Here is a 20,564-nt window from a genome sequence, read left to right as displayed (position 1 = left end):
AAGATCAATTCGCGGCGATCCCGCCACGCGCTGAAATTGGCCGCTTTCGGCCCACTTTTCAAGCGGAAGAAGCGCCCTAAGCCTCGTGTGCCGCGATTGGGGAGGCAAAACGCGGCGTCGCGCGCCCATCTCATAGACGCTTTTGCCACCGATCGAAGGACGGCCACGCTGCGAGCGGGCGCCGTACGGCGAGCGCGGATTCGGCCCGGCGCGACACTGTAACCGGTGGCTTTCAAACGGATGCGACCGTCCCCTTCTGGGTGTCGTAGGCCGCGGTGACGGCGCGCTTCGACGTCATGGCGTCGGCAGGAACTCGGTCGGCAGGAGGCCCGGTTACCGCGTGCGCAGAGCGGTGGAGGATAAGGCGGAGCGCGGGCCGTGGAGGAAGGTCCAGGCCGGCGTGGGGCGGATCGCCAGGGTGGGAGCGTCCGCCTCCGGAATTCGGGCCGACGCGAACGCCTGCGCCGCCCGCGCCGACGGCACCGTGAGCGTGTAACCGGGACGGTCGATTACCGCGACGGGCATCAGCGATAGGATCTCGTCGAAACGGCGCCAGCGATGGAAGGTGCCGAGCGAATCCGCACCCATGATCCACACGAAGTGAAGAGCGGGTTGGCGCTGGACCAGCCAGCGCAGCGTATCGGCGGTGTAGCGACTGCCGATCCCCCCCTCGAAGCCGGTGACTGCGATGCGCGGATCGGTGGCGAGCGCCCGCGCCTGCGCCACCCGCTCATCCAGCGGAGCGAGCACGCCATGGTCCTTGAGCGGGTTGCCGGGCGTGACCAGCCACCAGACCCGGTCGAGCCGAAGGCGCCGCAGGGCGGTGCGACTCACATGCAGGTGCCCCGCATGCGCCGGGTTGAACGAACCGCCGTAGAGGCCGATCCGCATGCCGGGCGCGGCCGGCGGTAGCCTGTGATCGCGCAGAGGAACCGCCGTCAGCGCGTCACGGCCGCGTCTGGCCGCTGCCGTGGACCCGGTACTTGAAGGTGGTGAGCTGCTCGACGCCGACCGGGCCGCGGGCATGCATCCGCCCGGTGGCGATGCCGATCTCGGCGCCGAAGCCGAACTCGCCGCCATCGGCGAACTGCGTCGAGGCGTTGTGGGTCACGATCGCCGAATCGACTTCGTTGAGGAAGCGCGCGGCGGCATCGGTGTCGTCGGTGATGATCGCGTCGGTGTGGTGCGAGCCGTTGGCCTCGATATGAGCGATCGCCGCATCGAGCCCATCGACCACCTTCGCGGAGATGATCGCGTCGAGATACTCGGTGCGCCAATCCGCGTCGGTCGCCGCGCTCACCCGCGGGTCGGCGGCTTGCGTCGCCGCGTCGCCGCGCACGGCACAACCGGATTCGAGCAGCGCCTCGACCAGCGGCTTGAGGTGGGTCTCGGCGACCGCCGCATCGACGAGCAGCGTCTCGGCGGCGCCGCAGATGCCGGTGCGCCGCATCTTGCTGTTGAGGAGCAGGCTGCGCGCCATGCCGAGATCGGCGCCTTCGGCCACGTAGACGTGGCAGATGCCGTCGAGATGGGCGAAGACCGGGACCTTGGCTTCGGCCTGGACGCGCTCCACGAGGCTGCGCCCGCCGCGAGGCACGATCACGTCGACGCAGCCGCCGAGGCCGGTAAGCATCAGACCGACCGCGGCCCGGTCGCGGGTCGGGACGAGCTGGATTGCATCCGCAGGCAGGCCGGCGCGGGCGAGCCCCTCGCTCATTGCCGCCGCGATGGCGGTCGCGGTGCGGTGCGAATCCGAGCCCGCGCGCAGGATCGCGGCGTTGCCGGCCTTGAGGCAGAGCGCGCCGGCATCCGCCGTCACGTTGGGGCGGCTCTCGAAGATGACGCCGACGACGCCGAGCGGCACCGAGATGCGCTCGATCAGGAGGCCGTTCGGCCGCTCGAAGGCAGCGAGCTGGCGTCCGACCGGATCGGCCAGGCCCGCGACCTTTTCCACGGCTTCGGCGATCGCAGCGACCCGGACCTCGTCCAGGGTCAGGCGGTCGATGATCGCGTTCGTGAGGCCCGCGGCCTGCGCGGCGGAGACGTCCCGCGCGTTCTCGCGCAGGATCGCCGGGGCGCTGGCGCGGATCTGCTCGGCGATGGCCCGCAGGCCCAGATCCTTGGTCTGCGCCGGCGCGAGCGCCATGGCCCGGCCGGCGGCGCGGGCGCGCCGGCCGATGCCGGCCATCAGCGTCTCGAGGTCGTCGGCGTCCGCGAGATCGGACTTGAGATTCAGGACAGGCACGCTCGTGCTTCCCGTCTGGCACCGCTGGGGCGGCGCGATTGCGCATTTGAATGCATATGCACCCTCCCGCGCCCCTTTGCACATCGCCTTGGGGTTGAACAAGCGTCGATGTTAAGTTGCCGCGTCAGGCCCCGATCATTGCAAGGTCGTCGCGGTGGATCATTTCCGTCCGTCCGGCCTGGACCGAGGCGGCGGCGATCTCGCGGCTGGAGCGGCCAATGATGGCGGCGGCGTCCGCACTGTCATAGGCCACGAGCCCCCGCCCGAGGATGCGCCCCTCGGGTCCGCGGATCAGCACGGTGTCGCCCTTGGCGAAGCTCCCCTCGATGGCGGTGACGCCCACCGGCAGCAGGCTCGCCCCGCCCTGAAGCGCGCGGGCGGCGCCGGCATCAACGACGAGGGTGCCGGAGGCGTCCAGCGAGCCCGCGATCCAGGTCTTGCGCGCGGCGGTGGGGGTCGAGCCCGACAGGAACCACGAGCAGCGTCCGCCCTCGCGGACCACGCGCAGCGGGTTCTTTCCGCGCCCGTCGGCGATGACCATGTGGGTGCCGCCGCTGGCGGCGATCTTGGCCGCCTCGACTTTGGTGCGCATGCCGCCGCGGGACAGATCGGAAGCGGGCCCCCCGGCCATCGCCTCGATCTCCGGGGTCACCCGCTCGATCACCGGCAGGTGGCGCGCCTGCGGGTCGGTGTGGGGCGGCGCGGTGTAGAGGCCGTCGATGTCGGAGAACAGCACCAGCACATCGGCGCCGATCATGGTGGCAACCCGCGCCGCCAGCCGGTCGTTGTCGCCGTAGCGGATCTCGGCGGTCGCCACCGTGTCGTTCTCGTTGACGACCGGGACCGCGCGCACTTCGAGGAGTTTTTGCACGGTCGCGCGGGCATTGAGGTAGCGGCGGCGCTCCTCGGTGTCCTTGGGCGTCACCAGCACCTGTCCCGCGACGATGTCGTGGTGACCGAGCGCCTCGGTCCAGTACCGGGCGAGCGCGATCTGGCCCACCGCCGCCGACGCTTGGCTCTCCTCCAGGCGCAGCGCACCGGGCGGAAGGCCCAGCACCGTGCGCCCGAGCGCGATGGCGCCGGAGGAGACGACGACGACATCGACGCCGCGACCATGCAGGTCGGCGATGTCCTCGGCGAGAGCGGCGAGCCACGCGTGACGCAGGCGTCCCCGCGCGCGATCCACGAGGAGGGCTGAGCCGACCTTCACGACGACGCGGCGGAAATCTTCGAGAGCGGGAGGGAGAAGCGCGGTCATGCGACAGTCGTTACGGGGAGCCTGGCGAGTGCCGGTGTCGAAGACGGTTCCTGTGCATCAAACGTCCGGTCCTGGCCAGATCCTTGCTGCAGATCAGCCGTCCGCCAAATTCGGGCCTGCACAATTTCTAGGTGATTTTTCGCGAACGAGTGATACGCCAGGCAAACTAGCCCATGTTAATCATGTGGTCTGGAATGATGGTGCCGAGGGGTGGCCTCACGCGAAGCTCGCGTGCATCTCGACGCGCTAAAAAAATCGGAGGAAGTGCCCCCGTGCCGGTCAGTGCCCTCCTGAACCGCCGCATTCTGGTCGTCGAGGACGATTATTTCTGGGCCGATGAGTTGCGCCATGGCTTGGAGAAGGCCGGGGCCGTCGTCCACGGTCCGGTCGCCAGCGTCGAAGCGGCCCTGGATATCCTCGACCCCGCCATCGTTGTGGACGGGGCGATTCTCGATCTCGGGCTCAGGGGCGCGCGCGCCTACGACGTCGCCGAGCGGCTGATCGCCCGACGCACACCCTTCGTGTTCGTGACGGGCTACGACGCCGGCGCCATTCCGGAGGCGTACGCCGCCGTACCACGGTTCGAGAAGCCGGTGACGTTCGATACGATCTTGAGGGCGTTGAGCGCGCTGATGCCGCCCGCCTGACCCCCGGCTTTTCGGCCATGGCAGCGGCATAGCAGGCCTGAATCGTCGGCACGCCGTGCCGGCCATGGGCGGGGCTGCCGCGCCGGTCAGTTCGCCTCGCGCAGCAGCCGTTCGGCCACGACCTTCACCGGCTGGCGGCGCCCGATCAGCACGGCGAAGCGTGACTGCTCCGGGTCGGACTCGAAGCGGGTCCGTCCCCAGGCGACCAGGAATTTGAGATATTCGGCCCCGAGCAGACGGGTCACCGCCGGATCCGCCCACCAGCGGCTGACATCGAGCCCATCGGAGACGACGGGATAGGGGATCAGCGTCTCGCCGTCCTTCAGGGCATGGCGCAGCTCCACCAGGGTGCGCGGCATGTGGTAGTTCGACGTCACGACCACGACGGTGGCGAAGCTGTGGCGCCGCATCCAGCGCCGGGTCTCGATGGCGTTGCCGATGGTGTTGCGCGCCCGGTAATCGAGATCGACGCAGCAGGTGATCCAGTGTTCCTGTGACGGGTTGAGGCGCACGATCTCGTCGCGGGTGGTGCGCTCGTTGACGCCGGAGATCAGCAGCCGCCTGCCATGGCCTTCCGCAAGCAGGTCGATGGCATCGCCGACCCGTTGCGAGCCCCCGGTCATGGCGACGATGCCGTCAACGCCGTCCAGACCCGGCCGGTCGGTCCGCTCGACCACCGCGACGAAGGCGAGGAAGCCGCCCGCCAGTGCGAGCAGGCCGAGCAGGGAAAGACCGACGAAGGCCCGAAGGAGCCGGATGCCGCGCCCCGGCCGCGCAGGGGCCTCATTCATTCGAGCTGCGCAGGGCTGCGACGAGGCGTGGGCCGACAGGTCCGCTACCCAGGACCATCCGAGCGCCTCGCGGTGGGACTCCGAGGTAGATTCGTTTGGGAGCCGGCCCGGGCCGGCCGCCTGTCGGCGGGGCACTCGCGGAAGCATGACGGACGGAACAGGGGCTCATGAACGATGTCGATGCCGGGACTCTCGGTTCCCAATGGTTGTCGAAACGTTAACGGGTTCGATCGAGCTGATTCTATCGGAGGAACCGGCGCACGGTGAACCGCGACACGGCCGCCGTGACGAGGGACGCGATCACGCCGATGAGCACGATGATGGCGTAACCCTGCCAGCCGATCTGGAACGTCCCGAACAGCGCCTCGATCTCCTCGCCCGCTGGTCCCGAGCGCCACATCCGCGCGAACAAGCCGGCGAGTGCGCAGGTCAGAAGTGCGGCGCCGGCACCCAACGCCCCTCCCCTCAAACCTAAGCGGAAGAAGCGGCTCTGGAAGGCCTTGGCGATGTAGTCGTCGTCGGCGCCCACGAAGTGCAGCACCTCGACCACTTCGCGGTTGCCGGCCATGGCGCCGCGGGTCGCGAAGACCACGGCGAGCCCGGTGGCGAACAGGACGAGGAGGACGATGCCGATGCCGATGCCGGCGAAGGTGTTGGCCATAGTCGAGAGGCGCTGAAGCCAGAGCGCGTGGTCGTCAAGGCTCGCCACGCCCGGAAGCGCCTCGGTGAGTGCGGCGCGTAAAGCGGTCAGGTCGGGGCTCCGGTCGCTCGCGAGCGTCAGCGCGATCAGGCGTGGAACGGGCAGGTCCGACATGTCGAGACCGCTTCCGAGCCAGGGTTCGAGCAGCCGCTCGGATTCCGCCTTGGAGAAGATGCGCGCCCCGACGATGCCCGGTGCGGCGCGTGAGAGGCTTTCGGCCCGCTTCACGTCCGCCTCGATGTCGCGCCCGGCTCCGGGCCGGATCTGTACCGTCACCTCCTGCGCGACGCTGCCCTGCCACTGGCTGGCGCTGGAGACGGCGATCTCCGCCGCACCCGCGCAGAGTGCCGCGAGGAAGGTGAGGATGGCGATGACCGCCGCAAGCGCCCGGCTCGCGGCGGAATCGGTCGGCACCAGGGGCGCGTTGCGGCGTAGGTTGGCCGGAAGCGGCGCCTCGGACGCGGAGGCCGCCGCTTTCGCCGCGGCCGTGCCGCTCCGGGCGGGGGAGCGCACCTCGTTCATGGCCCTTCCACCCGCAGCCGCCCGTCGGCGAGCACCATGCGGCGCGCCTCGACGAGATCCATCAAGCCGTAATCGTGGGTGGCGATCACCACGGAGGTGCCGAGCCGATTCAACTCCATGAACAGCCGCAGCAGGCGCCGGGCGAGGCTCGGATCGACGTTGCCGGTGGGCTCGTCGGCCAGCAGCAGTTCCGGCCGCGCGATCAGGGCCCGCGCGATCGCCGCGCGCTGCTTCTCGCCGCCCGACAGCAGCGGCGGCAGGACGTGCATGCGCTCGCCCAGGCCGACCCAGCGCAGCAATTCGACGACCTCCGCCCGGTAGCTCGCCTCCGCGCGCTCCTGCACGCGCAGGGGCAGCGCCACGTTCTCGTAGGTCGTCAGGTGATCGAGCAGGCGGAAATCCTGGAACACCACGCCCATGCGGCGGCGCAGGCCCGTGAGCGCGTCGTTGGAGATCCCGCTCACCTCCCGGCCGAACACCGAGACGATGCCGCGGGTCGGGCGCACCGAGAGCAGGATCAGGCGCAGCAGCGTCGTCTTGCCCGCCCCGGACGGTCCGGTGAGGAACTGAAAGGAATGCGGCGCGATCTCGAAGCTCACATCGGACAGCACCTCCGGCCCGAGGCCGTAGCGCATGCCGACGCTCTCGAACCGGACGACGGGCTCCTCCGCGCCGGACAGGAGGCTGCCCGTTTTGATCCCAGCCGACAAGGCCCGCTCACTCCACGCTTCGCACGCGACACAGCACGCCTGTGCCATACCCGGCTTCACCGCCGGTTAACCCTACTCGGTGAGAACGTTTGTGTCCTTTTCGAGAGCGCGGCAACCCGCTGCCGGGACCCGACACCGACGCGGCTTACCCCATCCCATGCTGATCGTCTGCCCGGCCTGCGCCAGCGAGTATCGCATCGATGCCGACCGCGTCGGCACCAGCGGGCGCTCGGTGCGCTGCGCGGCCTGCCGCGAGACATGGTTCATCTCGTCCGACGAGGTGGTGGCCGCGATGTTCGACGAAATGTCGGCGGCCGAGGAGCCCGGGACCAACGCCGCTCCGCCATCTCCGGAGCCGCCGCCAACCGAAGCACCGGCCGACGAACCCGTGCCGCGTCCGCGGCCGAGCACCGGGAAGGCCGCCAAACGGAGCAAGCCGAAACGCAAGGCCCGGCGCCTCTCTCCGGCGCTTGCCGCCTGCCTCGTCCTTGCCGCCGCCCTACCGTTGGCGCTCCTCGGGCGCGCCAGCGTCGTGCGGGCGATGCCGCAGACGGCGGGGCTGTTCGCCCGCGTCGGCCTGCCGGTGAATTTGCGCGGCATCGATCTTATCGACATCGCCGCGTTTCAGGTCGCTGCCGACGGCAGCAACCCCGCCCGGCTCGTCGTGGAGGGGGATCTCGTGGCGGTTGCCCGGGACCGCGTCGCCGTGCCGGCGATCGAGGTCGAGGTCCGCGACGCCGGGGGACAGTCGCTCTATCGCTGGACCGTTCCGGGACCGCGCGCGGCCCTGGAGCCCGGCGAGCGGGCGCGGTTCAAGGCGAGCCTCTCGGCTCCCCCGGAGAAGGGCCGGCAGGTCGAGGTCCGCTTTTCGGACGATGCCGCCGTCGGCGCGGGAGCCGTTGAGAGCCATTAGAAACTCGTTGCGGGGTTCAGTCGTCGCCGTCCGGTGCGTGGCCGCGATACAGAGCCTCGAAATCCCGGCCGCCGTAGAAGACGTTGACGACGCGCACCCTGTCGGCCTCGACCCGGTAGGCGATAACGGCCGAATGTTCGAACGGCACCGTGCGCAGGCCGGGCTCCAGATCATCGCGAGGACGGCCGCCATGCGGCGCATCGCCGATCCGGTCGCACCGTTCAAGGAGCCGATTCAGGAAGCGGTCGGCAATCTCGGGGCTGAGGCTGGCCTCGTAGACCCATCGGTAGATTCGGAGAAGGTCGGCCTCTGCCTCGTTCCGGTAGGTAACCTCAAGGCGCTTCATTCCGCTGCGCCTCGACGGTTGCGGCGTGGAGTGCCTTGAGGCGCGCCCGGACGTCCTCGCCGGTGAGGTCGGGCCGCGGATCATCCAGCGAGCGGCGGATGCGGGCACGGATGACGTCGAGGCGCTCGGCATCCTCCTGACGCTGGCGCTGCCAGAGCCGCACCGCCGCACGCAGCACCTCGCTGGTCGAGGCGTACTCGCCGGCGGCGACACTCTCCCGCACAACCCGAAGCTGTTCGGGCGTCATCGTAATGCTGATCTTTTCAGCCGACGGCATTTCGGATTCCCCAGTTTGCGCGGGGACAGAGTAGCATAAAATCCGACTGCCCGCGCACGGCGAAGCCCGGATACATCGCGTCGATCTATCAACGGGTGTCCTCGTTCCGTCGACCTTGCAGCGCTGGCGGAGCCCGCTGCGCATGGTATGGTGCGGCGTGGCATGACCGAGGGCGGTTCGTGCCGTTGGAACATTCCGCGAAACCATCACGAGCCGCATGAGCAACGCATCGAAACGCGTCCGCGTCCTGTTCGACGAGGCGGCGATCGCCAAGCGCAACGACGAGTTGGCCGACGAGATCGTCGCGGCCAAGCCCGAGAACCTGCTCGTCGTCGCGGTGCTCAAGGGCAGCTTCATGTTCGCCGCCGACCTGCTGCGGTCGCTCCACCGGGCTGGGCTCTCGCCGCAGGTCGAGTTCGTGCATCTCTCCAGCTACCGCAACTCCACCGTCTCCTCGGGCCAAGTCGAGATCCTGCGCGACGTTCAGAGCGAGGTGCGCGGGCGTGACGTGCTGCTCGTCGACGACATCCTCGAATCCGGCCGCACCGTCGTCTTCGCCAAGGATCTGTTGATGGCCCGCGGCGCCAAGCGCGTGCTGACCGCGGTGCTCTTGGAGAAGCCGGGCAAGCGTGCCGTGACGATCGACGCGGATTTCGTCGGTTTCACCTGCCCGGACGTGTTCGTCGTCGGCTACGGCATGGACGCCGCCCACGCCTTCCGCCAGCTCCCCTTCGTCGGCCTGGTCGACTACGACAGCAGCGACGCGGATCTGTTCGGCGGCACCTGACCATCAATCCCGGTCAGGCAAATTCCTGATAAGAACGCGAGACTTGCTTGAAATCGGCCGCCGATGGAACTCTGTCGGCGCATGAGGCTTGACAGGCCGCACTTCCCAGCGGTCACTCGGGCGCGACGATCCACATCGAAGGAACGGTAGAGGACGCCCGACCATGGCGCGCATCCTGCTCGTGGATGACGAGGATACGGTTCGCGGCTTCCTCAAGCGCGGGCTGGAGTTGGACGGTCACACCGTCGTCACGGCCATCGACGGCAGCGACGGCCTCGATCGCCTGTCGGAGGCCGGCGGCGGCTTCGACCTGATGTTGACCGATATTCGGATGCCGCTGATGGACGGCATCGCTTTGTCGCTCGCGGCCAAGCGCGACTATCCCGATCTCACGATCCTGCTGATGACGGGCTTTGCCGACCAGCGCGAACGCGCCCGCGGCCTCGATGCCATCGTCACCGACGTGCTGACCAAGCCCTTCTCCCTGGCCGACCTGCGCTCCACGGTGACGCGGGCGCTGGCGGCCTAACGCATCGTCTCGCTGTCGAAAGCCGGCCACCGCCTTTCGGGACGATGCACGACAACCCGATCCGACCCGATTGCATCGGACCGGCGTCTCTCGATCGTGGGTTTGAGGCGCCGCGTTTCGTCGAGCCGGCGACCCCTTCGTCGGGATGCGCCCTCGAGCCTCAGTTCATCTGCCAGATCGTTCCGTTGAGCAGGCAGGCAAACGCCACCCAGGCGGCGTAGGGCACGAGCAGCCACGCCGCGGCCCGGTCGAAGCGCCAGGAGAGGCGGATCGTCCACAGAATCATCACGAGCATGGCGAGCGCGACGATCAGCGCGAGGCCGAGTTGGTGGGCGGCGAAGAAGACCGGTGTCCAGGCCGCATTGAGGACGAGCTGGGCGCCGAAGGCGGCGAGTGCCAGCCACCATGCCTTCCGGGCCGGCCCCGGCACCGGGCGCGCGCCGAGCAGCCGCCAGAGCGAGACGGCGATCAGGGTGTAGAGGACGGTCCAAGCCAGCGGAAACACCCAGTTCGGCGGGTTGAAGGCCGGCTTGCGGATCGTCGTGTACCACTCCTCGATATTGGCGCCGGTCGAGAGCGACCCCACCGCCGTCACCAGGAGGACGGGGAGGATCGCGGCGGCAAGCCGCGGGATCGGCGGCAGGGCCGGCCGCTCGGGGATGTCCAGTGCGCTCATGCGCTGTGCAATGCTCCGTCGCTCATTTCTTCGCCTTGCCCGGTCCGGCGGATTCGCTCAAGCCGACATTGCGATCCGACCTCGAGCGAGGAAACCCATGAGCCGGTCCAACGCGCCTCACGGCACTTCCGATGCAGCCCCCTCGGAGGCGCTGTCGCCCGCGGAATGGCAGCCGGCGACGCTGGCCGCGCAGGCGCTCGGCCGGATCGATCCGGTGACGCGGGCGGTGGTGCCGCCGCTTCATCTCTCCACCACCTATCTGCGCGACGCCGACAACGCCTACAGCTCCGGTTTCGTCTACGCGCGGCCCGACAACGCCACGACGCGCGAGGCGGAGGACGTGATCGCCGCGCTCGAACTGGCGGAAGCGGGCGCTCTGCTGTTCGGCTCCGGCATGGCGGCGGCGTCGGCCGTGTTCTGCGCTCTGGAGCGCGGCGACCACGTGATCGCGCCTGAAGTCATGTATTGGGGGCTGCGTCGCTGGCTGCGGCAGGAGGCGCCGCGCCTCGACCTCGCGGTCGATTTCGTGCCGATGGACGACCCCGAAGCCGTGCGTGCCGCGATCCGGCCCGGCAAGACCCGTCTCGTCTGGATCGAGACGCCGGGCAACCCGCTCTGCACGGTCGCCGACATCGCCCGCATCGCCGAGATCGCCCACGCCGCCGGGGCGCGGGTCGCCGTGGACTCGACCGCCGCGAGCCCGATCCTGACGCGGCCGCTGACGCTCGGGGCCGACATCGTGATGCATTCGGCCACCAAGATCCTGAACGGCCATTCCGATGTGGTGGCCGGCGTCCTGGCCGGGGCGCGGAAAGATGCGTTCTGGGATCGTCTCGTGGCGATCCGCGGCGGCTGGGGGGCGATCCTCGGCCCGTTCGAAGCGTACCTGCTGATGCGGGGCTTGCGCACGCTGCCCTTGCGCGCCGCCGCCCAGAGCGCCGGGGCGCTCCACCTCGCGCAGCGTCTCTCCGCGCATCCGCTCGTGAGTGCGGTGCTCTATCCAGGGCTGCCCGACCACCCCGGCCACGCAGTTGCCGCGCGTCAGATGACGGGTGGGTTCGGCTACATGCTCTCGATCCGCGTGGCCGGCGGCGAGGCGGCGGCGATCGAGACCGCCGCACGGGTGGCTCTGTGGAAGCGGGCCACCTCGCTCGGCGGCGTGGAGAGCCTCATCGAGCACCGCGCCTCCGTCGAGGGGTCGGGCACCCCCTGCCCGCCCGACCTGTTGCGCCTCTCCACCGGCATCGAAGATCCGGACGACCTGCTTCGCGATCTCGACGCCGCTCTGAGGGGCGCGCATCGGCCGACCGAGTGACGCAGTTCCGAATTGTGTGAAGGCGCGTGGCTGTTGCAGGGCTCCGTGCGTTGTCGGGTCTACGAGCCCCCAACGGGACGCAAACCGCCATGATGAACCGTACGCCCCTCCTCCTTGCCGCGCTGTCCCTCGGCCTTGTCTGCGGCGCAGCGCGGGCCGAGGATGGACCGCCGAAGCTCGACGTCGCGGCGACCTGCCAATCCGCACAGCGGGTGCAGAAGACGCTCAGCGACAATGTCAGCGCGGATGCCTGCCTCAATTCCGAGCGCGGCGCCGAGCGGGATCTGAAGAAGCGCTGGAGCGAGTTTCCGGCCGCGGCCAGGACGCAATGCACGCAGCAATTCCAGGCCGGTGGCTTCCCGTCCTATGTCGAACTGCTGACCTGCCTTGAACTGGCGAGCGGCGCGGTCCCGACACAGCCCGCTCTCGACTCTGCCGGGAAGTCCGATGGCGGCGGTGCAGCCAGCCGCGGCGACAGGACGGGTGGGAGCACCCTCACCCGCGAGCCCGCGCCCACCCAGCGCACCAACCCGATCGAGGTGCTCGAGGGCAAGTAGCCCAGCGGCTTATCCGCGCCGACCTATGAGCGTATGAGCGCCGAGGGCTGCGCCCTCACGCCGAAGCCGAATTCCCTGCGGCGCGGAAGGCTCAGCGCAGAGTCGGCGCGCTCGCCTCGTCGATGGTCACGGGGAGCCACGGGGATGGCGCGGCCGTGATCGCCGCCGGCTCGGCACCGGCGGTGCGGCTCTGGTGCAATTCGAGCAGTTCCGGTGCCGGGCGCGTGTCGTCTTCGGTGAGGAAGAGGCCGCGCGCCTTCGAGCCGAGGCCGAGGCGGGTGCTGCTGGTGAGCACGCTCTGGAACGGGCTCGTCAGCAGGGCGAGCGCGACCGGCGCCATCCACACGGCGAGCCAGGAATTGCCGAAGGCGAGCAGCACCGCGAGCGCCCCGCCCGCCGCGACCGCGTCGCTTTGAAGGCGGAAAGCCTCACGCCACGGCACGCTGCGATCGTCGCGGGACTGCGTGTCCCAGCGGACCACTCGCCCGAACAGGGTCGTCACCACGGCACCCGCCGCGAACAGTGCCATCACCGGCCAGAGCAAGACCCAGATCGCCTGTTCGAGCGCCGCGCTGACCAGCAGCGAGCGGGTGCCGCCGAAATCCGCCCGGCGCCGGGCCGAGGCGAGGACGTAGCCGAGGCTCAGGAGCTTCGGCAGCGCCATCACCGCGATGACGAGGGTCGCGAGCGCCCAGGCCGCTGCGTTGCCGCCGTCGAGGCCGTAGCCGATCAGCCCGAGTTCGCCGGAGCGCACCGCCTGCCATGTGCCGAGCGCGAGGAAAGCGATCCAGAGCGGATAGACGCAGTAGCCGAGGATACCCACGCCGAGATGCCAGCGGCTCGCACCGAGCAGCCCCTTCATCGGCAGCACGCGGAGATGCTGCAAGTTGCCCTGGCACCAGCGCCGCTCGCGCCCGAGCAGGTCGATGAGGTTGGTGGGCATCTCCTCCCAAGTGCCGCCCATCTCCGGCAGCAGGCGCACGTCCCAGCCGGCGCGGCGCAGCAGCGCCCCCTCGACGATGTCGTGGCAGAGGATCTCGCCGCCCAAAGGCGGCTTGCCGGAGAGGACCGGAAGCTCGGCGTTGTTGGCGAACGCCTCGATGCGCAGGATTGCGTTGTGGCCCCAGTAGGAGCCGTCCGGCCCCTGCCACGTCTCGAGGCAGCGCAAGGAGAGCGGCGCGTAGAGGCGCACGGCGAATTGCTGGATGCGCGCGAACAGCGTGTCGCGGCCGGCAGCGTAGGAAACGGTCTGGATCAGGCCGGTGCGCGGGTTCTCCTCCATCAGCCGGGCGAGCCGGCGCATGGCGGCGCCGGTCATCAGGCTGTCGGCGTCGAGCACGATCATGAAGTCGTATTCGTGCCCGTAGGTGGTGCAGAACTCGGCGATGTTGCCCGCCTTGCGGCCGGAATTGTCGGCGCGGCGGCGGTAGCGGATGCGCGGCATGCCGCGGCCCTCGCGCTGGCTCCAGGGCTGGATGCGGGCGAATTCGTGCTCCTCGACCGCGCTGATGGCGCCCTCGCGGGTATCGGAGAGGACGAAGATGTCGATGTCCGAACCGTCGCCGCCCTCGCGCTGGAGCGAGCGGGCCATGACCCGGATCGCGGAGAACACCGCGAGCGGGTCCTCGGCATGGATCGCCACCACTGCCGCCGTGCGGCTGAGGCCCGTGGGACGGGTCGAAATCGTCGCGGCGCGGCGCTCCAGCGCGGACAGGGCGCGGTCGCCCATCAGCGCGGCGATGAGCCCGTAGAGATACTGCCACGCGGTGAAGCTCTGCCACGCCATCAGCACGACGAAGAGCCCGAGCACGGCGCGCCCGAGCCACGTCTCCGGCACGCCGTAGGCCGCGAGCGCCAAGGCGGCGATGACCGCGGCGGTGGCGAGCGTCGGCCCCGCCAGCGCGAGGCGACGCAGGCGGAACGAGGCCGGTCGCGGCGCGGGGCCCGCGCCCCTCGGCCGGGCTTCACCCCCGGCCCCCGCCTCGACGGAGCGTTCAGCCTGCGGCAAGTCTGGGCTGGACATGATCGGCGTCGATACTCGCGGGAGGAATGAACGGATGGCAGGACCGTCGGACGCGGACAACGAGGCGCCCGAAGAAATCGACATTTCGCGGCGCGCCATCGTCCGTGGCGCTTTTCGAGGTGCTCTTGCCGGTACGGCCGGCTTGAGCATTCCTGGCCTCTTCGACCTGAATGCCGCCAGAACGATGGCTCAAACGGTGCCAAACGCCTCACCCCCAGCGCCCCTTGATGCACGTCCGGTCACGTTCGAGGCGGTGGCGGCACGGGCCGAGCGGCTGGCGGCGCAGGTTTATGCGCCGCAGAACTCCCCCCTACCGCCGGAACTGGCCGCGCTCGACTACGACGCCTTCCAGGCGATCCGCTTCCGATCCGAGGCGACGGTCCCGCTCGGGCCCCGCTTCTCGCTGCAGCCGTTCCACCGCGGCAACCTGCACGCCAAGCGGGTGGAGATCTTTCTGCAATCGCCCGAGGGCGTGCGCCCCTTCGGCTACGATCCGGACCTGTTCGATCTCGGACCGGCCTTGCAGGGCCGCCGCTATCCCGCCTCGCTCGGCTATGCCGGCTTTCGCATCGCCCACGGGTTCGATGCGGGTCAGCCGCAGGCCCACGAGGAATTCTTGGTCTTCCTCGGTGCCTCCTATTTCCGCATCCGCGGCCGGGGGCAGATCTACGGCCTCTCGGCCCGCGGCATCGCCGTGAATACGGGATTGCCGCAGGGCGAGGAGTTTCCCGATTTCACCAGCTTCTGGATCGAGGCGCCGCAGGGCGACGCGGCGTCGATCACGATTTTCGCGCTGCTCGACGGTCCGAGCCTGACGGGCGCCTACCACTTTGCCGTCACGCCGGGCGATCCGTCCCATGTCGCGGTCGAAGCCGCGCTGTTTCCGCGCCGGCCGATCGCGGCGCTCGGCCTTGCGCCGCTCACCAGCATGTTCCTGTTCGGCGAGAACGGGCCGAGCGTACGCCGCGCCGAGCCGTTCGACGACTTCCGCCCGCAGGTGCACGATTCGGATGGGCTCGTGGTGCAGACGCCCGGCGACCGGTTGTGGCGGCCCCTCGTCAACGGCCGGCCCGCGCCGCAGATCTCGTCGTTCCGCGCCGCCCCGCTCGAAGGCTTCGGGCTGCTGCAGCGGGAACGGCACTTTGCCGCCTATCTCGACGTGCAGGCGCAGCACGAGGACCGGCCGGGCCTGTGGGTGACGCCGCAGGACGGCTTCGGCGCGGGCGCGGTGCGGCTGTTCGAGATCCCCTCGCGCACGGAGGCAACCGACAACATCGTCGCCGCCTTCGTACCGGAGGCGCCCGTCGCGGCGGGCAAGACTCTGCGGCTCGCCTATTCCCTCGTCACGGTCGGCGCCGAGCCGGCGCCGGCCCTCGCTCCGCCGCTCGCCCGTGTGGTTTCGACCCGCGTCGGCTCGGCCGAGCGCCTGAGGCCGACCGATCCGCCCTCGCCGCAGCGGCGCCTCTACGCCATCGACTTCGAGGGGCCGGGCCTGCCCGACGACCCGAAGGCGGCCATCGACGTGGCGCTCTCGGCGAGTGCAGGCGCGCTGGTCGAGCCCTATGCCGAGCGGGTGCCGCAGACCGGTGGTTGGCGCGTCTACGCCGAGTTCCGGCCGCCCGATCCGTGGCCCGCGGGGGACGTCGTGCTGCGCGCCCGCCTCTCGCATGCGGGACGTGTCATCACCGAGACGTGGGACGGCGTCGCCTGACGCGGATGAACTGGGCAGGGTCGCCGGCCGTTAACGGGGCACCAGCACGTCCGAACCCGGAGTCAGGGATGCGTCCCAACTTGTCCAGCGTCCCGCGATCCGCGCTCGCCGCCCTTGCCCTCTCACTCGCGGTTGCCCCGCTCCCTGCCCTCGCCGAGACGGCGCCGGCTGGGCCGGAGGCCGCCCGCTTCATCGAACGGCCCGAGGTGGGCACGATGCGCGGCTCGAAGGTGATCGGCGTCGCCGTGGTCGGCGCGGACCATGTCCGGGTCGGCAAGATCGAGGACGTGCTCGTGGACGGCACCGGCCGCATCCAGGCGGTGGTAATCGGCGTCGGCGGCTTCCTCGGCGTCGGCGAAAAATACGTCGCGGTGCCCTTCGACCAGCTCGCCTGGAATTTCGAGGACGTGTCGCTCACCGGCGGGACGTCCTCGGTGGTGACGCCGGACAACGCACCGAGCGAGAAGGCCGCCGACAAGGCCAGTGCGGAGACGATGCCGGGTTCGAACGTGTCCCCCGAGGTGCTGGGCGCGGTGCAGAACCAGCATAGCGGCCGCGTCACCGAGTCGACCGGTTCGGTCGAGCCGAAGCGGCCGAGTTCCACGCCCGCGACGGTGCTCGTGGGCCATGACCTGATCCACGCCGAAGTGCGCCTGACCAAGGCACAGCTCAACGACGCGCCGGCCTTCCAGTTCGAGAAGGCGAAGCAGTAACCGCCCCCGCCCGGGCGGCCTGAATCCTTGGAGTTTGCGTATCATGAGACACGCCGCCCTCGCCCTGACGGTCTGGTTCGCCGGACTTCATGCGGCCCTCGCCCAGGCGACCAACCCCGCGCCGCCGATTCCGGAATCGGGGCCGGCCGGCTCCAGTTCGGGCGCGGCGACGTCCGCGGCCACCGATTTCAACTGGGTCTGGGTGAGCGTGCTGATCGCGCTCGCGGTGCTGGCCCTGTGGATGTTCGCCCGCAAGCGTCAGTCCGGCCCGCCGCGGTAGAAAAGGGACCGCCGCGACCTTCTTTCCAACTCTTTTCCTCAACCTGAGGTGGCGCAAAGCGTAGCCCTCGAAGGCTCCTCCGGTCGCCGAACGGGAACGAGAGGATCCTTCGAGGCCGCTGCGCGGCACCTCAGGATGAGGCGGTGCAGGGGATGTGGGCGGTCGTCAGCCCTTCTTCGCGCTCGGGAAGAACAGCGGCTCGCCGTTGATCTTGTAATCGGCGATTGCCCGCTGTCCCTCGGGCGAGACCAGCCAGTCGATGAAGGCTTGGCCCTCCTTCACCTTCACGGTGGGGTGCTTCTCCGGGTTCACCAGCATCACGCCGTAGGGGTTGAACAGGCGCTTGTCGCCCTCGACGAGGATGGTCAGGTCGCCCCGGTTCTTGAATGAGAGCCACGTGCCGCGATCAGCCAGGATGTAGGCGCCGAGCGACGAGGCGGTGTTGAGCGCCGGACCCATTCCCTGTCCGACGTCGCGATACCAGTCGCCGCGGACCGCCGGGAGATCGACGCCGGCCTCCTTCCAGCTCCGCAACTCGGCGCTGTGGGTGCCGGAACGGTCGCCGCGCGAGACGAAGGGCGCTTGTCCCGCCGCGATGGCCTTGAAGGCGTCGTCCACCCCCTTGCCGCGGATGCCGGCCGGGTCGGCCTTCGGGCCGATCAGCACGAAGTCGTTGTACATCACGTCCTGCCGCCCCTTGGCGAAGCCCTCGGCGACGAACTTGTCCTCGGCCGGGCGGTCGTGGACGAGCACGACGTCGGCGTCGCCCCGGCGTGCCGCGTCGAGGGCTTGGCCGGTGCCGAGCGCCACCACCTTCACCTCGATCCCGCTCTTCTGCTTGAACAGCGGCAGGATGTGCTTGAAGAGGCCCGATTGCTCGGTCGAGGTCGTGGAGGCGACGACGATCGAGGCGGGCTCCGCCCGCAGCGGCGAGGCCGTGCCGAGGGCGGCCAGGAGCGAGAGGGTCAGGAAGCCGCGGCGAAGGAGGTCCAAGGCAGTTCTCCGGTGAGGTAGGCCCGCGCTTCGGGTGTGCGGGGTGAGAAGAGGACGGATCGGGTCGGGCCCCGCTCCACGGCGCGGCCGGCGGCGAGCACCGTGGTCTCGTCGGCGAGCCGGGCGACCTGCCCGAGATTGTGCGAGACGAGGAGCACGGTGGTGCCGGTCTGCGCCATCTCGGTGATCAGGCTCTCGACGGTCTCGGTCGCGGCTGGATCGAGGCTCGCGGTCGGTTCGTCGAGGAGCAGGAGGTCGGGCCGCATCGCCCAGGCGCGGGCGAGCGCGAGGCGCTGCTGCTCGCCGCCCGAGAAGCGCGTCGCCGCGTCGTTGGCCCGCTCCGACAGGCCGACGCGGGCGAGCGCCGCCGCGATCCGCTCGGCGCGCTCCCGGCGGGACAGCTGCAGCGCGACCAGTCCGAGGGCGACGTTGGCGGAAGCACTCGCCCGCACCAGAGCGGGACGCTGGAACACGAAGGCGCGGCGGCCGGGCGTGAGGCGCACCGTGCCGCTATCCGGCCGCAACAGGCCGTCGATCACCCGCAGGGTCACGCTCTTGCCCGCCCCGTTGGGGCCGATCAGCGCGGTGATGCCGTGCGCGGCGACGTCGAGGTCGAGACGGTCGAGGATCACCCGGCCGCCGAGCGCCAGGCTGACGCCTTCGAGATGGATGGCGGGCGCGGCGCTCATCCGTAGGCCCTCGCGACATGGGAGCGCAGGAGCGCGGCGGTGGCGTTCACCGCCAGCACGAGGCTCATCAGCACGAGGCCGAGCGCCAAGGCGAGGCTGAGGTCGCCCTTCTGCGTCTCCAGCGAGATCGCCGTCGTCATGGTGCGGGTATGCCCGTCGATATTGCCGCCGACGACGAGCACCGCGCCGATTTCCGAGATCGCCCGGCCGAAGGCGGCCAGCGCCGCCGTGACCAGCGAGAAGCGTGCGTCGTAGATCAGCACCCCCGCTCGCTGCGGTGCGGAGAGGTGAAGGGAGCGCAGTTGCTCGCCCAGATGGGCCTCGGCGTCGGCGATGACCTGACGCGTCAGCGCCGCGACGAGCGGCGTCGCCAGCACCGCCTGCGCCGCCACCATCGCAGCGGGGGTGAAGAGCAGGCCGAACGCCCCGAAGGGGCCCGAACGGGAAAGGGCGAGATAGAGGATCAGCCCGACGATCACCGGCGGCAGGCCCATGAACGTGTTGAGAAGCCCGACCACGGCGCCGCGCCCCGGAAATCGCGCCACCGCAATCAGCGCTCCGAGCGGAATGCCGAGCACAAGCCCGACTCCCACCGCGGTGACGCTGACGCGCAAGGACAGCCACGCGATCGCCAGGACATCCCGGTCGAGCGTCCACAGGCGCGAGAACGTCTCCTGAAGGGTTTGGCTCAAGGGGCTCGGCTCGAAGAGATCACCGCATCCGCACCCGGAGCGCACCTGAGGTGCATCCGGGGCTGCGCAGCGCAATCCGGGATGATACGCCAGCTGACGCAAGATCAATAGGAAAGGCCTTGCATATGGCTGTCGTGGACGGGCGGGCTGCGGCTTCGGTTGCCTCCGGGTGGGACGGGCTCCGCGTACGGCTGCATGTCGAGGGCCGCTGCGAAGGTGCATCCGACTTCGCGCTGCGCGGCGCGTACCAGCTTCTCGAAGCGCTCGGGCGGACCGGCTCGCTCCAGGGCGCGGCCGAGGCGCTCTCGATCTCCTACCGCTCGGCTTGGGGGCAACTCGAAGCGCTGGAACAGGCTCTCGGCCAGCCCGTCGTGGTGAAGACCAAGGGGCACGGCAGCAGCCTCACGCCTCTCGGGGTCGCGCTGCTGACGTTGCTTCAAGCGTCGCAGACGCGCCTCGCCCCGGCCCTGGCAGCGGAGGAGATGGCGCTGACGGACGGCCTGCGGCGGCTTCTGGAGCCGTCCGATGCACGTATCCGTCTCGCGGCGAGCCACGATCCTCTGCTGCTGGAGGCGATCGAGGCGCGGCGCGAGATCGACCTGATGGTCGCCGGCAGCCTCGACGCCCTGGCGCGGCTGTATGACGAGTCAGTCGATGCCGCGGGGTTCCATTACGGCTCGGACGGCCCGCCGCCAGCACCCTTCGGCGCCGTGTTCGACCGGCGCGACCTCGTCGTCATCCCCCTGTTCCGCCGGGAACAGGGCCTGATGCGGGCCGCCGGCAACCCGCTCGACTTGGGAAGTGTCGCCGACATCGCCGCGCGGCGGGCGCGCTTCGTCAACCGGCAACGGGGTGCCGGCACCCGAATCTGGTTCGAACGGCTCTGCGCCGAGGCGGGCATCGACCTCGCGCGCATCGTCGGCCATCAGACCGAGGAATTCACGCATCAGGCGGTGGCGGCCCTGATCGCCACCGGCGCGGCCGATGTCGGCATGGGCACCCGCGTGGTCGCCGAGCGCTTCGCCTTGGATTTCCAGCCCGTGGGTTGGGAGACGTATTTCCTCGCGATCCGCACGACGATCGATACGGAACGGCTCGGGGCGCTCCGCGAGGATCTCTGCAGCCGCGCCGGACGGACGCCCGGCTATGCGCCACCCCTCGGGTGACTCTTGCTCGCGATCGGCGGCTCA

The 20,564-nt window shown here is 70.0% G+C and carries 23 protein-coding genes; 10 read left to right on the top strand and 13 right to left on the bottom strand.

Translation table 11 applies throughout. The annotated features are described in order from the left end of the window. Window positions 1-333: 333 nt before the first annotated feature. The 3 genes from OVA30_RS10555 to proB form a co-directional block, all read right to left on the bottom strand. Window positions 334-891: a nicotinate-nucleotide adenylyltransferase gene (locus OVA30_RS10555; RefSeq protein WP_442786095.1), complete on the bottom strand. Its 558-nt coding sequence runs from the start codon at window positions 889-891 to the stop codon at window positions 334-336. Between the two features lie 55 nt (window positions 892-946). Continuing rightward, the gene (locus OVA30_RS10550; protein ID WP_268175411.1) at window positions 947-2,245 is read right to left on the bottom strand and encodes a glutamate-5-semialdehyde dehydrogenase; all 1,299 of its coding nucleotides are present in this window, start codon (window positions 2,243-2,245) and stop codon (window positions 947-949) included. Between the two features lie 124 nt (window positions 2,246-2,369). After that, complete coding sequence (proB, locus tag OVA30_RS10545) at window positions 2,370-3,503, bottom strand: glutamate 5-kinase (RefSeq protein ID WP_003600598.1); 1,134 nt, start codon at window positions 3,501-3,503, stop codon at window positions 2,370-2,372. Window positions 3,504-3,775: 272 nt separating this feature from the next. Here proB and OVA30_RS10540 point away from each other — a divergent pair, with 272 nt between their 5' ends. After that, the gene (locus OVA30_RS10540) at window positions 3,776-4,150 is read left to right on the top strand and encodes a response regulator (RefSeq protein WP_253388373.1); all 375 of its coding nucleotides are present in this window, start codon (window positions 3,776-3,778) and stop codon (window positions 4,148-4,150) included. Between the two features lie 86 nt (window positions 4,151-4,236). Here the strand turns inward: OVA30_RS10540 and OVA30_RS10535 are convergent, their stop codons facing one another. From OVA30_RS10535 to ftsE, 3 genes are all read right to left on the bottom strand, one after another. Next, window positions 4,237-4,941, bottom strand: coding sequence for a YdcF family protein (locus tag OVA30_RS10535; protein ID WP_268175410.1), 705 nt, complete (start codon window positions 4,939-4,941; stop codon window positions 4,237-4,239). Window positions 4,942-5,182: 241 nt separating this feature from the next. Next, window positions 5,183-6,163, bottom strand: a complete 981-nt coding sequence (locus tag OVA30_RS10530; protein ID WP_268175409.1) for a cell division protein FtsX — start codon at window positions 6,161-6,163, stop codon at window positions 5,183-5,185. After that, window positions 6,160-6,921: a cell division ATP-binding protein FtsE gene (gene ftsE, locus OVA30_RS10525; RefSeq protein ID WP_268175408.1), complete on the bottom strand. Its 762-nt coding sequence runs from the start codon at window positions 6,919-6,921 to the stop codon at window positions 6,160-6,162. The genes OVA30_RS10530 and ftsE overlap by 4 nt, the downstream gene beginning before the upstream one ends. A 109-nt stretch (window positions 6,922-7,030) precedes the next feature. Here ftsE and OVA30_RS10520 point away from each other — a divergent pair, with 109 nt between their 5' ends. Beyond that, entirely contained in the window at window positions 7,031-7,786 is a 756-nt protein-coding gene (locus tag OVA30_RS10520; RefSeq protein WP_268175407.1) for a DUF3426 domain-containing protein, read from the top strand. Between the two features lie 16 nt (window positions 7,787-7,802). On the opposite strand, the gene OVA30_RS10515 is transcribed toward OVA30_RS10520, so the two are convergent. After that, the gene (locus OVA30_RS10515) at window positions 7,803-8,132 is read right to left on the bottom strand and encodes a type II toxin-antitoxin system RelE/ParE family toxin (protein WP_268175406.1); all 330 of its coding nucleotides are present in this window, start codon (window positions 8,130-8,132) and stop codon (window positions 7,803-7,805) included. Next, window positions 8,119-8,409, bottom strand: a complete 291-nt coding sequence (locus OVA30_RS10510) for a ribbon-helix-helix domain-containing protein (protein ID WP_268175405.1) — start codon at window positions 8,407-8,409, stop codon at window positions 8,119-8,121. Before OVA30_RS10510 ends, OVA30_RS10515 begins: the two co-directional genes overlap by 14 nt. Before the next feature lie 217 nt (window positions 8,410-8,626). Here OVA30_RS10510 and hpt point away from each other — a divergent pair, with 217 nt between their 5' ends. Beyond that, window positions 8,627-9,196, top strand: coding sequence for a hypoxanthine phosphoribosyltransferase (gene hpt, locus OVA30_RS10505; protein WP_003600590.1), 570 nt, complete (start codon window positions 8,627-8,629; stop codon window positions 9,194-9,196). A 163-nt stretch (window positions 9,197-9,359) separates the two neighbouring features. Then, window positions 9,360-9,725: a response regulator gene (locus tag OVA30_RS10500; RefSeq protein ID WP_003600588.1), complete on the top strand. Its 366-nt coding sequence runs from the start codon at window positions 9,360-9,362 to the stop codon at window positions 9,723-9,725. 160 nt (window positions 9,726-9,885) lie between these two features. On the opposite strand, the gene OVA30_RS10495 is transcribed toward OVA30_RS10500, so the two are convergent. Continuing rightward, a complete protein-coding gene (locus OVA30_RS10495) occupies window positions 9,886-10,401 on the bottom strand; it encodes a TspO/MBR family protein (protein ID WP_003600585.1) in 516 nt (171 codons plus the stop codon). Window positions 10,402-10,498: 97 nt separating this feature from the next. Between OVA30_RS10495 and OVA30_RS10490 the strand changes: the two genes are divergently transcribed. Beyond that, a complete protein-coding gene (locus OVA30_RS10490; protein ID WP_268175404.1) occupies window positions 10,499-11,716 on the top strand; it encodes a trans-sulfuration enzyme family protein in 1,218 nt (405 codons plus the stop codon). An 89-nt stretch (window positions 11,717-11,805) separates the two neighbouring features. Beyond that, window positions 11,806-12,273 carry a hypothetical protein gene (locus OVA30_RS10485; protein WP_268175403.1) on the top strand — a complete coding sequence of 156 codons (468 nt, stop codon included), beginning with the start codon at window positions 11,806-11,808 and terminating at the stop codon, window positions 12,271-12,273. A gap of 91 nt (window positions 12,274-12,364) precedes the next feature. Here the strand turns inward: OVA30_RS10485 and mdoH are convergent, their stop codons facing one another. Continuing rightward, window positions 12,365-14,296 (bottom strand): glucans biosynthesis glucosyltransferase MdoH, encoded by a 1,932-nt coding sequence (gene mdoH / locus OVA30_RS10480; protein ID WP_268175402.1) that lies wholly within the window; start codon window positions 14,294-14,296, stop codon window positions 12,365-12,367. 34 nt (window positions 14,297-14,330) lie between these two features. Between mdoH and OVA30_RS10475 the strand changes: the two genes are divergently transcribed. From OVA30_RS10475 to OVA30_RS10465, 3 genes are all read left to right on the top strand, one after another. Further along, on the top strand, window positions 14,331-16,007 hold the full coding sequence (locus OVA30_RS10475) for a glucan biosynthesis protein G (RefSeq protein ID WP_268175401.1): 1,677 nt from the start codon (window positions 14,331-14,333) through the stop codon (window positions 16,005-16,007). 68 nt (window positions 16,008-16,075) lie between these two features. After that, window positions 16,076-16,720: a PRC-barrel domain-containing protein gene (locus tag OVA30_RS10470; RefSeq protein ID WP_268175400.1), complete on the top strand. Its 645-nt coding sequence runs from the start codon at window positions 16,076-16,078 to the stop codon at window positions 16,718-16,720. Window positions 16,721-16,763: 43 nt separating this feature from the next. Continuing rightward, a complete protein-coding gene (locus OVA30_RS10465) occupies window positions 16,764-17,000 on the top strand; it encodes a hypothetical protein (RefSeq protein WP_268175399.1) in 237 nt (78 codons plus the stop codon). 165 nt (window positions 17,001-17,165) lie between these two features. Here the strand turns inward: OVA30_RS10465 and OVA30_RS10460 are convergent, their stop codons facing one another. The 3 genes from OVA30_RS10460 to OVA30_RS10450 are packed head-to-tail and all read right to left on the bottom strand — an operon-like array spanning window position 17,166 to window position 19,374. Next, complete coding sequence (locus tag OVA30_RS10460; RefSeq protein WP_268175398.1) at window positions 17,166-17,993, bottom strand: extracellular solute-binding protein; 828 nt, start codon at window positions 17,991-17,993, stop codon at window positions 17,166-17,168. After that, entirely contained in the window at window positions 17,966-18,682 is a 717-nt protein-coding gene (locus OVA30_RS10455) for an ABC transporter ATP-binding protein (protein ID WP_268175397.1), read from the bottom strand. The genes OVA30_RS10460 and OVA30_RS10455 overlap by 28 nt, the downstream gene beginning before the upstream one ends. After that, window positions 18,679-19,374 (bottom strand): ABC transporter permease, encoded by a 696-nt coding sequence (locus OVA30_RS10450; RefSeq protein ID WP_268175396.1) that lies wholly within the window; start codon window positions 19,372-19,374, stop codon window positions 18,679-18,681. Before OVA30_RS10450 ends, OVA30_RS10455 begins: the two co-directional genes overlap by 4 nt. Window positions 19,375-19,499: 125 nt before the next feature. Here OVA30_RS10450 and OVA30_RS10445 point away from each other — a divergent pair, with 125 nt between their 5' ends. Further along, window positions 19,500-20,540 (top strand): substrate-binding domain-containing protein, encoded by a 1,041-nt coding sequence (locus OVA30_RS10445; protein ID WP_268175395.1) that lies wholly within the window; start codon window positions 19,500-19,502, stop codon window positions 20,538-20,540. Window positions 20,541-20,564: the final 24 nt, after the last annotated feature.

The organism is Methylorubrum sp. SL192 (assembly GCF_026672325.1).
Classification (GTDB): Bacteria; Pseudomonadota; Alphaproteobacteria; order Rhizobiales; family Beijerinckiaceae; genus Methylobacterium; species Methylobacterium extorquens.
The sequence above is the reverse complement of the archived record's forward strand: the minus strand, read 5'-3'. Positions and strand labels throughout refer to the sequence as shown.